The 15,231-nt window shown below is 56.1% G+C and carries 13 protein-coding genes; 5 read left to right on the forward strand and 8 right to left on the reverse strand.

The annotated features are described in order from the left end of the window. Nucleotides 1–14 precede the first annotated feature (14 nt). The 3 genes from ACR0KC_RS09545 to ACR0KC_RS09555 all read right to left on the reverse strand — a co-directional run bounded on the left by ACR0KC_RS09545 (nucleotide 15) and on the right by ACR0KC_RS09555 (nucleotide 2,742). Nucleotides 15–1,541 (reverse strand): MFS transporter, encoded by a 1,527-nt coding sequence (locus ACR0KC_RS09545; RefSeq protein ID WP_170422711.1) that lies wholly within the window; start codon nucleotides 1,539–1,541, stop codon nucleotides 15–17. Between the two features lie 63 nt (nucleotides 1,542–1,604). Next, complete coding sequence (locus tag ACR0KC_RS09550) at nucleotides 1,605–1,970, reverse strand: hypothetical protein (protein WP_480537106.1); 366 nt, start codon at nucleotides 1,968–1,970, stop codon at nucleotides 1,605–1,607. A 10-nt stretch (nucleotides 1,971–1,980) separates the two neighbouring features. Continuing rightward, on the reverse strand, nucleotides 1,981–2,742 hold the full coding sequence (locus ACR0KC_RS09555; protein ID WP_480537105.1) for a DUF6478 family protein: 762 nt from the start codon (nucleotides 2,740–2,742) through the stop codon (nucleotides 1,981–1,983). A gap of 233 nt (nucleotides 2,743–2,975) precedes the next feature. Between ACR0KC_RS09555 and ACR0KC_RS09560 the strand changes: the two genes are divergently transcribed. The 4 genes from ACR0KC_RS09560 to ACR0KC_RS09575 are packed head-to-tail and all read left to right on the forward strand — an operon-like array spanning nucleotide 2,976 to nucleotide 9,223. Beyond that, nucleotides 2,976–6,071: an ABC transporter transmembrane domain-containing protein gene (locus tag ACR0KC_RS09560; protein ID WP_170407253.1), complete on the forward strand. Its 3,096-nt coding sequence runs from the start codon at nucleotides 2,976–2,978 to the stop codon at nucleotides 6,069–6,071. After that, on the forward strand, nucleotides 6,061–6,960 hold the full coding sequence (locus ACR0KC_RS09565) for a CPBP family intramembrane glutamic endopeptidase (protein ID WP_480771773.1): 900 nt from the start codon (nucleotides 6,061–6,063) through the stop codon (nucleotides 6,958–6,960). The genes ACR0KC_RS09560 and ACR0KC_RS09565 overlap by 11 nt, the downstream gene beginning before the upstream one ends. Nucleotides 6,961–7,019: 59 nt before the next feature. After that, nucleotides 7,020–7,952, forward strand: coding sequence for an acetyl-CoA carboxylase, carboxyltransferase subunit beta (gene accD / locus ACR0KC_RS09570; RefSeq protein WP_170393952.1), 933 nt, complete (start codon nucleotides 7,020–7,022; stop codon nucleotides 7,950–7,952). After that, the gene (locus tag ACR0KC_RS09575; protein ID WP_480771774.1) at nucleotides 7,949–9,223 is read left to right on the forward strand and encodes a bifunctional folylpolyglutamate synthase/dihydrofolate synthase; all 1,275 of its coding nucleotides are present in this window, start codon (nucleotides 7,949–7,951) and stop codon (nucleotides 9,221–9,223) included. Before accD ends, ACR0KC_RS09575 begins: the two co-directional genes overlap by 4 nt. A gap of 42 nt (nucleotides 9,224–9,265) precedes the next feature. Here the strand turns inward: ACR0KC_RS09575 and zapE are convergent, their stop codons facing one another. After that, on the reverse strand, nucleotides 9,266–10,324 hold the full coding sequence (gene zapE / locus ACR0KC_RS09580) for a cell division protein ZapE (RefSeq protein WP_170407266.1): 1,059 nt from the start codon (nucleotides 10,322–10,324) through the stop codon (nucleotides 9,266–9,268). A 148-nt stretch (nucleotides 10,325–10,472) separates the two neighbouring features. On the opposite strand from zapE, the gene ACR0KC_RS09585 reads away from it, so the two are divergent. After that, nucleotides 10,473–11,714 (forward strand): MFS transporter, encoded by a 1,242-nt coding sequence (locus tag ACR0KC_RS09585; RefSeq protein WP_480771775.1) that lies wholly within the window; start codon nucleotides 10,473–10,475, stop codon nucleotides 11,712–11,714. Nucleotide 11,715: 1 nt separating this feature from the next. Here the strand turns inward: ACR0KC_RS09585 and ACR0KC_RS09590 are convergent, their stop codons facing one another. From ACR0KC_RS09590 to fghA, 4 genes are all read right to left on the reverse strand, one after another. After that, nucleotides 11,716–12,336: an HAD family hydrolase gene (locus tag ACR0KC_RS09590; RefSeq protein ID WP_170625675.1), complete on the reverse strand. Its 621-nt coding sequence runs from the start codon at nucleotides 12,334–12,336 to the stop codon at nucleotides 11,716–11,718. A gap of 141 nt (nucleotides 12,337–12,477) precedes the next feature. Further along, nucleotides 12,478–12,933 (reverse strand): YaiI/YqxD family protein, encoded by a 456-nt coding sequence (locus ACR0KC_RS09595; protein WP_170393941.1) that lies wholly within the window; start codon nucleotides 12,931–12,933, stop codon nucleotides 12,478–12,480. Next, nucleotides 12,930–14,390, reverse strand: coding sequence for a Si-specific NAD(P)(+) transhydrogenase (gene sthA, locus ACR0KC_RS09600; protein WP_170586838.1), 1,461 nt, complete (start codon nucleotides 14,388–14,390; stop codon nucleotides 12,930–12,932). Before sthA ends, ACR0KC_RS09595 begins: the two co-directional genes overlap by 4 nt. Before the next feature lie 3 nt (nucleotides 14,391–14,393). After that, nucleotides 14,394–15,227: an S-formylglutathione hydrolase gene (gene fghA, locus ACR0KC_RS09605; RefSeq protein WP_170562027.1), complete on the reverse strand. Its 834-nt coding sequence runs from the start codon at nucleotides 15,225–15,227 to the stop codon at nucleotides 14,394–14,396. Nucleotides 15,228–15,231: the final 4 nt, after the last annotated feature.

Consider the following 15,231-nt stretch of genomic DNA (forward strand, 5'->3'; position numbering starts at 1 on the left):
TACACCTGTACGGGTTACCCTTCGACCTTGTGCAGCTTTTTCTCATCCAGCATCAGCGCTAGGACGATTCCAGCAGCGACTGAGATCGTGGCGAATACAAAAGCCATATTCATTCCGGTATCAAAGGCCGCCGCAATGGCGGCCTGAACCTTTTCAGTTTCACCTGAATTCAACTTTTCAAGCACTGCTTTTGCCGAGTCTGTGTTCAGCGTTCCACCATTGATCGCTTTCTGATCAGCCTCGGACATGTTGATGCCTGACGCGGTCAATCGGGTTTTCAGGCTGGACAGGCTTGTCACATACATGACCGCCGTCGCACAGGCGACCGCGATTGCCCCATAGACAAGATGGGTCATGAAACTCAGGCCGCCAACCAGTCCGGCGCGTTCCGGCTTGACCGCGCATACAGCGGCTGTTCCCGAAGGCCCGACCGTCAGCGTTGCGCCCAAACCAATCAGCGCCATTCCGGGCAGAATCTGAAAATATCCGGTCCCGGAAGGCATGATGACAACGCTTGCCGCCCCGACTGTGGCGCAAATATACCCCCAAAACAGCAGTCGCTTGGGCCCAAAATCGTTATACAGCGTACCCGAGACGATTGATCCGACCGCTAGCAACACCGTCAGCGGTGCCAAACCCAGCGCCGATTGGAACACAGACCATCCCAAGACTTTTTGCATATACTGCGGAAAATAAAGCAGCCCGACAAAAGCTGCCGAGACGTTGAACATATTCAGACCCAAGGTAATCAGAAACTCTCGGTTCTGCATCAACTGAGGCATTAGCAAGGGTTCCTTGACCCTCTTTTCGACTTTCGGAAACAGGAAGAACAAAACGGCGCTGACAAAAAACAGCAGCAAAAGCGGCAGCGAAGTCCAGCCCCAATCGGCACCAACGTCCAAACCGTAAAGCAAGAGCAAAACTGCAAAAGACAGGATACCCATCCCGGCAAAGTCGATGTGTTCACCTTTCTTATGCTCGGTCTCACGCTCCATCAGCAGGATCGCAGTCGTCATCGAAATGCTGGAAAACACCACATTGGCGAGGAAAAACAACCGCCAATCACCCAGATTGACCACCGCGCCGCTAATCATCGGTCCAAAGACATTACCCGTGGTGACACCCGCCAGTATCAGCCCCATCACCAATGCGCGGTGTTCTTCTTTCGACACTTTGGTGGCTCCAAATGCAAGCGTGCAGGGCCACACGCATCCCGCCCCGATCCCCTGCAAGGCGCGTGCGCCGATCAGGTAGTCCAAACCGGGTGAGACAAAGCATAAAACCGACGCAAACAGAAAGATCGAAAGACCGATGATCATCATCTTGCGATGACCATACATGTCACCCAGGCGACCTCCGGCCACCATCGTCATTGCAAAGAACAGAGCGTAAATATTCAGAACCCACTGGGTGCTGGTGATGTCGGCGTCAAAGCTGTTTTCGATTGCCGGGACCAGCATCAGGGCACCGGTAAAATCGATCCCGATCCCGAAACCCGTCACCATCAGCGCGATGACCTTTATGATGCTGTTGCGATCCATAGGCCAATCCAATGATGCACGTATGGACCTGAAAAGATAGGGACAATCCTATCGGTACTGTGGTCAGGTTTCGCTTTGAGATGCCTGAGAGCGGCGGAACGCGCGCTTTAACATGTCCAACTCGGCGCGCAACAAAGCGACTTCGGCCCTCAGATCATCTGCGGCGGGTGAACCGGCGATGATGGTGAAATCCCCCAGCTTATGGCCTGTTGTTCCATCGTGAATCACGACAGTATGGACACCTTCCGACAGGGCGGCGGGCGGCACTGGGATGCGCAAGGCCCAGCCATCTTTTGCTGGTTCCAACTCCACATCAGTCAAAGGCTCACCAAGAAACAGCACCTTGATCTGAGGGGGGCTTTCGCTGGTCAAATGGCCTTCCCACAGGCCGTTTTCGAAGCGGATTGGTGTCAGGGTGGTATGAGACATTGAGTACCCTTTACAGATCGGCCCGGTGGTAACGGCAGAATGTCAGGTCACGAAACACCACACGGTTCATCGCGGGTTGATCAATGATCAGATCCAGCCAGAGTTTTTCAATTCGACGCTCATTCACGTTCAGATGGGCCAGATCAAAATCTACAGTCGCCGCAGGTATTGAAAGATCAAGTTCGCGCAGAACCTGCTCGGTATTAGGGCCATGCTGAATGTTCAGGCGGGCGAAGACAACAGTAGAACGCTCGCACTCAACCAGAGTGTCGACCCGCATCAGATGCTGGCGGGACAGATTTATGGCGGCATCCGTGGGCAGATCAATGGAAAGCGACAGGAAAGATCCCTGAAAATCAAATACCTCAACGGCCAGACTGAAAGGCGCCAAATCCTTGTCTCGCCGATTTCGGATTTGCTGCAGCCCGATCTCGACCTGGCTGCAATCGTGAAACAGGATGACCTGCCCATCCATCCGCGCCTTGCGCGGGGCCGAGGCTATACCTTTGCGGATCAGTGGCGTCCGCCACAGGTCCGGTCGCCACGACCAATCCGTTCCCAGGGGTTTTGGAAACTGCGTCGCCCCAATCAAGGGTTGGATCAGGCGAGCATCAGCTTTTTGAATTGCTTGTTCAAGTTTGCCGCGCAACCGCCGGGCGTCATCACGTTGGCGGCGAAGCTCAGGCAGTGCGAGGTGGTCAGACTGCTGCGCGGCACGCTGCCAGCGCCCCAGAGCCTTTAGTTGAATATATCGATCCAGTAACCTGCCCATCGCCCCATCTTTCAAGACAGCCTCTCTTTAGTCAAAGTCGGGGCAGGGGACAAACCAGTCTTACTTGATTAGCGGATAAATCTTCCCGAATCCTAAATGTGATCTCCTATCCAGCTGGTTTCTGCGTCGCAAAGAGCCGCCATTCTTGCAATAGCTCGGGCCGAGGCTTACCGTCGGCGCTCGGGCAATCGGCATTTGTCCCGGATCATGCAGGCTCATCATGAGGCAGGGGAATGGAACCCACCCTATTTTCATTCATATGGAAGCATTCGAAAAAACAGCAATTGGTCCTACTATTGCTGACCGTTCTGTCATTTCCGTTCCTTTACGCTTCGTTGGAGCTTCCCAAGCAGATCATCAACGACGCGATTGGTGCGCCCGCAGACACCGTGACAGTACTCGGTATCACCGTGACACAGGTGCAGTACCTGCTGATTCTGTGCTTTGCCTTTTTGGCAACTGTCATCGCCAGTGGCGTGATGAAAATGCGCATCAATACCATGAAAGGCATTCTCGCCGAGCGGATGTTGCGTCGCCTTCGCTTTACCTTGATCAGCCGCTCGATGCGCTTTCCCAAATCCTATTTCGCCACCACCAGCCAAGGTGAACTGGTATCGATGATCACGTCCGAGGCCGAACCCATGGGCGGGTTGATGGGAGATGCCATCGCGCAGCCCGTTTTTCAGTTCGGCCAGATGATGACGATCGTCACGTTTCTTTTCATGCAAAGCGTGTGGTTTGGTCTGGCCAGTATTGCATTGATCCCTTTGCAGGCCTGGCTGATTCCCAAATTGCAGCGTCAGATCAACCTTCTAAACAAGGATCGCATTCAGGAGGTCCGGCGGCTGAGCTCTGAGATTGGCGAAAGTGCTGCTGGTATCAGCGATCTGCGCACCAATGGCGGCTGGCGCTATCGTCTGGCGCAATTCAGCCATCGGCTAGGAACCTTGTTCGAGATCCGCTTTAAGATCTACAACAAGAAGTTCTTCATGAAGTTCCTCAACAATCTGATCACTCAGATGACACCCTTCCTGTTCTATTCAGTAGGCGGCTATCTGGCGATCACGGGCGAGGTGACAGTAGGCGCATTGGTCGCCGCGTTGGGTGCATATAAAGACCTCAGCGGCCCTTGGAAGGATCTTCTGACCTACTACAACCAAGTACAGGACATGTCACTGCGCTGGGAAATTGTGACCGAACGGTTTGCCCCATCGAATATGATACCCGAACAGTTGTTTGAGGGCGTCCCCGAGGCAATCCCGCACCTAACCGGCGATATCGAACTGCGCAACGTGACCGTTCGTGATGATGACGGCAAGACCATCCTTGAGGATATTGATCTTACCATTCCCCAAGGCGCTCGGGTTGCGATTCAGTCGAAACACGCTTCGGAACGCAGTGCGCTTGCGCAGTTGCTGACGCGCGAAGTGCTGCCGGTTCAAGGCGAGGTTCTGATGGCTGGCCACAACCTCAACAGCCTGCATCAGGCGGTGATTGCGGCGCGGATCGGCTATGCCTATTCACGCCCTTACCTGTTCGACGGAACATTGGGTGATAACCTGCTAATGCCGCTGCGCACGCATCCTCAACACGAAAGTGGTGCATTGCAGGCCCCCTCACGCCGCCAGATCGAAGCCGTGCGCGCCGGGAACCCACCCGATTCACTGTCCGATGAATGGATCGATCCAAGCCTCGCGGGTCTTGATGACATCGAGGATATTCGTGATTGGTGGTTCCAGCTTGTCGAAGCGATGGGCATTGATGAATTTATGTTCCGGCGCACTTTGCGCTCTCAGTTCGACCCGGAAGTACACCCGGTACTGGCGAAAGAAATAGTCGATCTGCGAGATACCGTTGCGACACGCCTGCAAGAGCGCGGGTTGGACAAGTATGTCTATCGGTTCGATCCTGACCAGTTCAATCCCGCCGTGCCCTTGGGCGGGAACCTGCTGTTCGCTTCACCGACGCATGATATCGCACCGGACATTCTGGCGGGGGACCACCGGTTTCTGTCGTTGCTTACGGGCAATGGCCTTGATGATGACGCGCTCAGCATCGCTCAGGCCGTTCTGGAAACCCTAAACCAGACTTTCGGGCGAGATGGGGCCGATCACCCATTGTTCTTGCGGCTTGGCATGTCAAAAGACATGTACCACCGTCTGCTCGATATCGAAGAGCGCCGCAAAACCAAGGGCGAGGAAGCCATCGGCGATCAGGAACGTGCGCTGCTGTTGACCGTCCCATTCATGCTGACCGCTGAACAAATCGGCCCGAGTTTCCCTGAGGAGTACAAGGACAAAATCCTTTCCATTCGTCACAGTCAGGCCGAACGGCTGCGGGGCGCTATGGGTGCGATGTTCGTGCCGGTGTCACCGGACGTCTACGTTCCCCGCCTGACAGCAATGGAAAACGCTCTGTATGGTCGGGTATCCATCATGGCTGGTGCTCATGCAGAAGAGATCGAAGATCTGGTCGCGGAGGTTCTGAACGAGGCCGGGCTGCGCCGAAGGGCCGCCGCGATCATCTACGACCTGCCGTCCGGGTTAGGTGGGAATAACCTTCCGACAGTGTTTCAGGAGCGTGCTGCCTTTTCTCGTGCCGGGATCAAACGCCCCGATATCCTGATACTCGACAAGGCACTGGCCAGCCACGACTCTGAAAGCCGCCTGCGGACCCGTCTGAAGCTGCGCGAGTTATTACCCGACTCGATTATGATCTTTATGGAGGATCATTTTGCCCATCCGGAAGCCTATGATTTGTTTGTTGAAATAAAGGACGGTCGCATCGATGGTGTCTCGCGCGTGTCCACCGATGCCGAAGATACCGGGACGGACGACCTGAGCCGGAAACTCAAGATCATTTCTTCTACCGAGTTGTTTTCACGAGTCGATGGGCGCAACCAGCGTCTTCTGGCGTTTTCGGCCCAATGGTACGAGGTCGCGGCAGGTCAAACCATTTTCGCACGTGGCCAGGCTCCCGATGCGGCGTATTTGTGTATTTCGGGTTCGGCGAGCCTGAATTGGCTGAATGAACACGGTGAAATGCGTTCGCTCTCGATAGTAGAACCCGGGCGCCTTATCGGCGATCTTGCGATTATCACCAATGAGCCGCGACAATTGGATTTGGTAGCCCTCACGGATTGCTCGTTCCTGCGGATCGGCGCGGAGGAATTGCGTGCTGTGATTGAAAGTGACGCGGGCGTTGCGATGAGGTTGCTTGAAACCGTGGCCGGATATTTGTCCACGGTGTCCGAGCGGTTGCGTGACCCCAACACTCCAATTGGGGATGACCTGCCTTCTGTAAGTGCTGAGCAATCCGATGAGCACTAACGAAAGGCGGGGTACCTATTCAAGTCATCAGCAATTACTAGGTGCCGCCCGCAGATATCCCGAGATATGGCGCTTGTTGGCTGGTCTTGCGCTGGTCTCAGTGGTTGTGGTCACGCTCAATGCAATCTTGTTCGCAATCGTTGCCAGTCTTGGCTCATCAGGGTCGGCGGTCACATTCTTGAATGGATCGTCGCCAACAGCGCTCCTTATTGTGCTCTCCAGCTTTATTTTTGTCACTATTGGCGTGGCGTTGGGGGCACGATTATTTCAGCACCGGTCACTTGCCTCGGTCCTGGGCGAACAATCCATCGCAATCTGGCAGTTTTGGCGCGTTGTTCGCGCATTGCTTCTGCTGGGTGCAGTCATATTCATACTCCCCCCCTATGACCTTGGTGCACCATTGGTGGCGAATCTCGCGTTAACCAAATGGCTTTTGCTGCTTCCCTTATCCGCTGTTGCGGTGCTGATTCAGACCAGCGCCGAGGAAATCCTGTTCCGAGGCTATATGCAACAGGGCCTCGCCGCGCGGTTTCGGTCTCCGCTGATCTGGATGGGTCTGCCATCAATCTTGTTCGCAGCTGGCCACTACAGCCCCGCGACGGTCGGAGACAATGCGGTCTTGATTGCCATCTGGGCGCTGACATTTGGGCTTTTGACCGCCGATCTGACCGCGCGAGCGGGTACGCTGGGCCCCGCCATTGCGCTTCATTTTTTCAATAACATCGCGGCTCTGCTTGTCATTTCGCTTCCCGACAACCTTGGTGGCCTGGCCTTGTTCCATCTTCCTTATGAGGCATCGGACGCCGAAGCGTTGCAACCTTGGTTGCTAGTCGACTTTGCGCTGATGATCGTGGGGTGGCTCACCGCAAGATTGGTCCTCAGGCGCTGATTGCATTTCCCGGCATTGCGTCTTATTTGACGTCAACGCCGCATTATCAAGGTTCCGACATGAACTGGATCACAAACTACGTCCGCCCCCGGATCAATTCGATCTTCTCGCGCCGCGAAGTGCCCGAAAACCTTTGGCACAAGTGTGATGAGTGTGGAACCATGCTGTTCCACCGCGAATTGGCGGAAAACCAGAATGTCTGCACCCAGTGCGACCATCACATGGCAATCACGCCGCGCGATCGGTTCCAACATCTGTTTGATGGCGGTATTTTTTCCGAGGTTGATGTCCCGGCACCGAAAGACGATCCCCTGCAGTTTCGGGATCAGAAAAAATACCCTGACCGTATGAAGGCGGCCCAGAAAAAGACCGGCGAGAAAGAAGCGATGCTGGTCGCCGTTGGCGAAATCGGCCGTACCCCGATCGTGGCTGCCGCGCAGGATTTTTCGTTCATGGGCGGATCGATGGGCATGTATGTAGGCAATGCCATCATTGCTGCAGCACAGGAGGCTGTTAGGCTACAGCGGCCCCTGATCCTGTTTTCGGCAGCCGGCGGCGCGCGGATGCAGGAAGGCATTCTGAGCCTGATGCAAATGCCGCGTACGACGGTCGCAGTGGAGATGCTCAAAGAAGCAAACCTGCCCTATATTGTCGTCCTGACCCACCCGACTACAGGCGGCGTCACAGCCTCATATGCGATGCTGGGTGACGTTCATATTTCGGAACCCAATGCCCTGATTTGTTTTGCCGGACCCCGTGTGATCGAACAGACCATTCGTGAGAAACTGCCCGAAGGATTCCAGCGCGCTGAATATCTGCTGGATCACGGGATGCTCGACCGAGTGACCAAACGCACCGAGATGCGGGATGAGCTGATCACCATCACCCGAATGCTGATGAAGCAGCCCCCTGCGGTCAAAGGCGACCTTCCTGCGCCCGAGCCGGAAGAAGCCCCAACCGAGGCACCCACCGAGGACGCGGTCGAAAAATGACCTCCCCATCTTCGGATGCCATCCTAGACCGGATGATGGCGCTGCACCCCAAGATCATCGACCTGACCTTGGATAGGGTATGGCGTTTGCTGGCGGCACTAGACAATCCTCAGGTTAAGCTGCCTCCGGTCATTCATATCGCTGGAACCAATGGCAAGGGCTCGACCCAGGCCATGATCCGGGCGGGGCTTGAAGGGGCAGGGCATGCGGTCCATGCCTATACCTCACCTCATCTGGCCCGGTTTCACGAGCGAATCCGACTGGTAGGTGAGCTGATTTCCGAACCCGACCTTACCGCCGTGCTGGATGAGTGTTACGCCGCCAATGGCGGTGAGAACATCACCTATTTTGAAATCACCACCTGCGCCGCGCTGCTGGCATTTTCCCGCACCAAAGCTGACTATACGCTGCTCGAAGTCGGGCTGGGCGGGCGGCTGGACGCCACCAACGTGATCGAACGGCCCGAGTTGACGGTCATCACCCCCGTCTCGATCGACCATGAGCAGTTCCTGGGCGACACTTTGGGCAAGATCGCCGCTGAAAAAGCCGGAATCATCAAGCCGGGCGTTCCCTGCATCGTCGGCCCGCAGCAGGATGAGGCGCTGGAAGTCATCGAATATACCGCAGCCCGTCTGGGCGCTCCGCTATTGGTCCACGGGCAGCACTGGCATGTTCATACTGAGAACGGTCGCCTTATTTATCAGGACGAAACCGGTTTGCGCGATCTGCCTATGCCAAACCTACTGGGTGCTCATCAGATCGAAAATGCAGGCGCGGCTCTGGCTGCGTTGCGCCACCTGCAAATGGGCGATGATGCCTACGAGGCCGCTGTGGCCAAGGCCGAATGGCCCGCGCGCATGCAGCGGCTAAAAACCGGTCCTCTGGTCGAGCAGGCTCCTCAGGCTGAGTTGTGGTTGGATGGTGGTCACAACGCGGCTGCAGGCACTGCTTTGGCCGAGGTTCTAGCCTCACTACCAGAACGTCCCACGCATTTGATTTGTGGTATGCTGAATACCAAAGATGTCACCGGTTATCTCGCGCCATTGGCCCAAAGGGCAGACAGCCTGACGGCCGTATCGATCCCGGGTGAGCAGAATACACTGAGCGCGGACGAAACCGCCGCCGCTGCTGCTAAGGTGAATCTGGCCGCCACAACAGCAGACAGCGTCACAGACGCGCTCGCCGCAATCACCGCTCAAACCCCTGATGCACGCATTCTGATCTGTGGGTCGCTTTATCTTGCGGGAAACATCCTTAGAGAAAACGCCTGATCCTCCGCCAGATGAAAAGATCCTGCGCCAGGGCAGCGCCCCCTATCTGCCCCAATCCTTGTCTTGCATCTCCCGCAGGCGCGAGGCCGTACGCTCAAACTCAAAAGTTCCTTCCCCTTCGACATAGAGCATCTCGGGCTCGGCAGCGGCGGAACAAATCAGCCGAACTTTCGCCTCATAAAGCGCATCGATCAGGGTGACGAAGCGCTTGGCCTCATTGAAATTATTGCGTGACAAACGCGGGATGTCTTCAAGAACCAGTACCTTCAGCGCTTCTGCGATAGCCAGGTAATCTCCTGGACCCAACATTCGTCCGCAGAGGTCATAAAACGAGGCCCGTGCAACGCCGTTGCGAAAGGCGGGCAGGACAACTTCGCGACCCTTCACCTGAAGGGCCAGCTCTTCTGCCGGTCCACCCGACAGATCATTCCAAACCCCACGAATCTTCTCCCGCGCTTCGGGCCCGATGGGGGTGAAGTAAACCGGCGAGCCTTCAAGTCGGTTCTGCCGGTAATCCGTGGGTGAAACCAACTCCCACACTTCCAGTTGCTCTTTGATGTGCTGTATGAAAGGCAGAAAAAGCTGCCGGTTCAACCCATCCTTATATAGATCATCCGGATGTCTGTTCGAAGTCGTAACGATAACGACACCACCCTTGTAGAGCAGATCAAACAACCGCCCCACGATCATCGCGTCGGTGATATCGATGATCTGCATCTCATCAAAGGCCAGCACCCGCGCCGATTTGATGACTGCATCGGCCACAGGGACCAGCGCGTCCTCAACGCCGTCTTCACGCGCCTTGTGCAGACCGGAATGGATTTCCTGCATGAACGCATGAAAATGCACCCGTCGAACTGGGATTTCACCCAATGTCTCGACAAACATGTCCATCAACATCGACTTGCCGCGCCCAACACCTCCCCAAAGATACAAACCCTTAGGTGGCGGCGGCGCTTTGCGGAAAAATCCACGCTTAACCGGTTCGGCCAAGGCTGCTCGAATGCGCTCAAACCGGGGCAGCACAGCCTCTTGCGCGTCGTCCCGGGTCAGTGTCCCATCAGCAATAAGATCTTCATAGTGTGAAATTAGATCCGTCATGAGTTGAGCCATACCGATCGCTTCGTGTGTTGAAAAGAAACCTTTTTTCCAGACACATCAATTTTGCTGAACTGGCGTCACAAAACTCCTGAATTGACGCGCCGAGTTGTACCGCTAACGTCTGCTGGAACCAATCTTCGGAGCCTTAATGTCGCAATCCAGCCGTTTGCTGAACCCGATCCTGATCGTCGGCTGCATCGTAATTACAGTCAGTTTTGCCGTACGCGCCTCTTTTGGTGTGTTCCAGATACCGATTGCGGATGAGTTCGGCTGGCTACGCAGCGATTTTTCGATGGCGATCGCCATACAAAACCTGGCTTGGGGGATCGGCCAGCCGATCTTTGGCGCCATTGCGGAAAAGATTGGGGATCGGCGCGCCATCGTTCTGGGCGCTTTGACCTATACGGCGGGAATGGTCCTGACGGCATGGTCCGTTACCCCGTTTGAACATCAGATGTATGCCTGGCTCGTGGGTTTCGGGATCGCTGGGACGGGGTTTGGCGTGGTCCTTGCGGTCGTAGGTCGTGCCTCATCGGATGCGAACCGCTCGATGTCATTGGCGATTGTCACCGCAGCGGGCAGTTTCGGGCAAGTCATTGGCGCACCCACAGCAGAGTGGTTGCTGACTTTCTTACCCTGGCAGCAAGTGTTTCTGATCTTTGCGGTGGCTATCCTTGCATTGATCCTGACATTGCCATTCATGCGCGCGCCTCAGCCCGTCAGCAGATCGGAGCTAGAAGAGAGTATGGGGCAGATCCTGTCCAAGGCATTCCGCGACCCGTCTTATTCGCTGATTGCGATCGGCTTTTTCAGTTGTGGCTATCAACTGGGCTTTGTCACAGCCCATTTCCCCGCCTTCGTCACCGAGATGTGCGGCCCGATCCAACCCGGAGGCCTCTTACATTCGATGGGGATCACCACAACTTCAGCCTTGGGGGCGATTGCGATTTCGTTGATTGGGTTGGCCAATATCGGCGGAACCCTTTTGGCCGGATGGGCTGGAAATCACTTTCCGAAGAAGTACCTGCTCGCGGCGGTTTACACCGGCCGAACGCTTGCCGCAGGTGCCTTCATCGTGTTCCCAATCACGCCCTTGTCCGTGATCGCATTCTCGCTTGTGATGGGATCGCTCTGGTTGGCGACCGTACCGCTAACATCTGGCCTTGTCGCACATCTCTATGGCCTGCGGTACATGGGCACGCTCTACGGGATCGTATTCCTGAGCCATCAGATCGGCAGTTTTCTGGGCATCTGGTTAGGCGGGCGCATGTACGACCAATTCGGTGATTACACCATGGTTTGGTGGATCGGCGTCGCTATCGGAGCGTTCAGCGCCATCATTCACCTGCCCATCCGCGAAAATCGCTCACCAACCGGCGTGACAGCCTGAGCTATGCGGCCTCTTCAGCGGTCAGCAGCCCCTCAGAAACCAATCGATCCGCCCAACCCTGCGGATCGATGAAGTGATGCGTTTGCCATCCGCGCGCCCTTGCTGTTTCGATATTCTCGATCCTGTCATCTGCAAACAAAAGCGCCGAGGGAGGGATGCCGCAATCGGCCTCAACCATTTCATAAATTGGCATATGAGGTTTGACCGTCTTCATCCGACCCGAGACGTATTGACGATCAAACTCATTCAGAAACGGATAAACGGTAGTGGCATAGTCAAAATTCTGAACCCCAAAATTCGTCAGGGCAAAGACCGGGATCTTCTTGGTCCGCAACGCGCGCAGAAGTCGCGCTGAATGTGGGATCTCGGGCGCGGCCAGTTCGATCCAGTTGTCATGCCACATTCGGATTTCATCGCGCCATTCCGGGTACTTGTCCGCCCAATTGTAAATCGTATCCGTGAAATGATGGCCCTGATCTACCAGATCATTCATCCCATGCAGATCGACCTCGTCAAACATGGCGCGACGACGATCCTCGCCGATTACCCGATCATAATAGCGCTCGGGCTGCCACTCGATCAGCACATTTCCGATGTCAAAGATGACGGCTTCAATGGCCATGACTTAATCCCATACCAGTTCAATCACAACGACTGAACCAATCGCAGGTCAGAGATGCAAGCGCCAACCGCAGCGCGGCACGCGCTGCCCAGCCCAACGGAAGGATATGCATCTTTGATGCGTCTCTGACCGGCGGGAGCACTACCTGCGAAGGGCAGCGCGTATCTCGCGCTCAAGCGCATCCAGAAAACGCGAACGGTCGGCTTTGCCAAATGGTTTTCCTCCGCCACCTGTCCCCAGCGGGTTTGCCGCGCGAAGGTCCGCCATCAGATCGCGCATTGCCAATTGCTGACCGATATTGGCCGCGGTGAAAGCCTCACCACTGGGCCGAAGCACGCGTGCTTCGGCTTCAATACACTTGGCGGCCAGCGGTATATCAGAGGTAACGACAATATCGCCGGTGCCGCAGCGTTCGGCAATCCACTTATCCGCCTCATCTGCTCCCGAGGCGACGATCACTACCTGCACCAACGGGTTGGCGGAGGGGCGTAGGCCTCCGTTTGAGACCAGAACCATCGGCACCTTGTGTCGGGTTGCCACCCGTTCAGCCTCGGCCTTGACCGGGCAGGCATCCCCGTCGATGTATAGCGTCGTCACGCCTCTTTGACCTTTGGCGCTGACTTTGCCTTTGGCGTCGATTTGCGCACCTTGAATTCGTCCGGAATGGGCATCCGGTTAAAGGCATCCAGCCCCGCGATTTTGTAAGCTTCGGCAAGGGTCGGATAGTTGAACGTGTTCTGCACGAAGTAGTCCACCGTGCCTTTCAGGTTCAGCACCGCCTGCGCGATATGGATCAGCTCGGTTGCGCCTTCGCCGACAATCTGAACCCCTAAGACCCGGCGGGTCTTGAGCGAGAACAGCATCTTCAGCATGCCATGCTCCAATCCCATGATGTGCCCGCGCGAGGTTTCGCGGAACCGGGCCACACCCACTTCGTAGGGAATACCACGCTCCTGCAGTTCTTCCTCGGACATCCCGCAGGTTGAGATTTCGGGGACCGAGTAGATCCCATACGGATACCAGGGGCTTTCCGGCAGGGTTGGAGTCTCCAGCGCATGACAGGCCGCGACCCGTCCCTGTTGCAACGAAGTTGAGGCCAACGACGGATGCCCGATGACGTCTCCGGTGGCATAGATATGCGGCACCGAGGTCTGATAGGTCTTGCGGTCCACACTGATACGATCGCGATGATCCGTTTCAATGCCAACCGTATCCAGGTTCAGCGCCGAGGTTGCCCCCATCCGCCCGGCTGCAAACAGCAGCATCTCGGCCCGGACGTGCCGCCCATTGTCCAGCGTGATCTCAACATGGCTACCGGCGTCTTCTATTTTCTCGACGGCTGCACCCAACCGCAGATCGACGCCATTTTCACGGATCTGATGTGTGAAATCGTGGATAAGTGTCTTGTCGATGAAATCCAGAAACGTCTCGCGCGGTTCGATCAACGTCACCCGGACATCAAGCGCCGAGAACATAGTTGCATATTCAACGCCGATCACGCCCGCACCGATCACGCAGAGCGAACGCGGGATTTCCTCCATCTCAAGGAAATCATCCCCATCGACGACAGTTTTGCCATTGAAAGGCACGTAATCTGGCCGGTAGGTCTTGGTGCCGGTGGCGATCAGGAATTTGGCTGCTGTCAGACGCGTGGATTCGCCTGCATCCGTAGCCACCTCGATCTCGTGTGGCCCCGTGAACGTCGCCAACCCGTTCAGCGTTTCAACATGGTTGCGGTTGAACTGATGCTCCAGCACATCGACCTCATGATCGAGTGTCATGTGTAGCCGTGCTTTCAGATCCTCTGCGCTGATCTGATCCTTGACCCGGTAGGAGCGCCCATAAAAACTGCGCTCGCGCCAGCCTGACAGGTTCAGCACCGTTTCTCGCAAGGTTTTCGATGGGATCGTGCCGGTATGAACAGAGACACCACCAAAACGATCTTTGCGGTCAATCACCAGCACCCGGCGCTGCAATTTGCCTGCCTGAATCGCCGCTGCCCGGCCTGAAGGGCCCGAGCCGATGATGATCAGGTCATAGTCATATTTGCTCATGCCTCAGTCCCCATACAGCGCTTCGGCGTGGAAGGTGATGTGATCCTCCATAAAGGTGGACACGAAATAGTAGGAATGGTCATAGCCGGGCTGCAGTCGGTAAGTGGCCTGCTGGCGACGCTCGGCAATTGCCTGCGCCAGTGCCTCCGGGCGCAACAGATCCATAAACTGATCGTTTGCACCGGTGTCGATCAGGACCGGTCCGTCAAAGCCTGTGCTTTTCATCATCGCCGACGCGTCATGCTTGGCCCATGCGGTCTCATCATCGCCCAGATACGCGCTGAGTTGCTTGCGGCCCCAATCCGCCCCCATTGGGTTCGAGATCGGCGAGAAGGCCGAAACAGACCGGTAACGCCCGGGCAGGTTCATCGCCAGCGTCAATGCGCCATGCCCACCCATCGAATGTCCTGTGATGGCCTGACGATCAGGATCAATCGCAAAGTTCTCGGCCAGAAGGGCCGGCAACTCTTCGGCAACATAATCCCACATGTTGAAGTGAGGCGTCCAAGGGCCTTGCGTGGCATTGACATAGAACCCTGCGCCTTGGCCAAGGTCATAGTCTTCGTGATCTGCCACGCCTTCGCCGCGTGGTGAAGTGTCGGGGAACACCAGCGCAATGCCCTGTTCGGCCGCCCAACCCTGGGCACCCGCCTTCGTCATGGCATTTTCATGGGTGCAGGTCAGGCCCGACAGATACCACAGAACAGGAACGGGGCCGTCCTTGGCTTCGGCTGGAAGAAAAAGGCCAAATGTCATATCACATTTGCAGGCCGAGGAAGCATGGCGATAAACGCCCTGCACACCACCAAAACAGGCATTTTCCGAAAGGGTTTCCATCAAG

The organism is Ruegeria sp. CF3 (assembly GCF_056537365.1).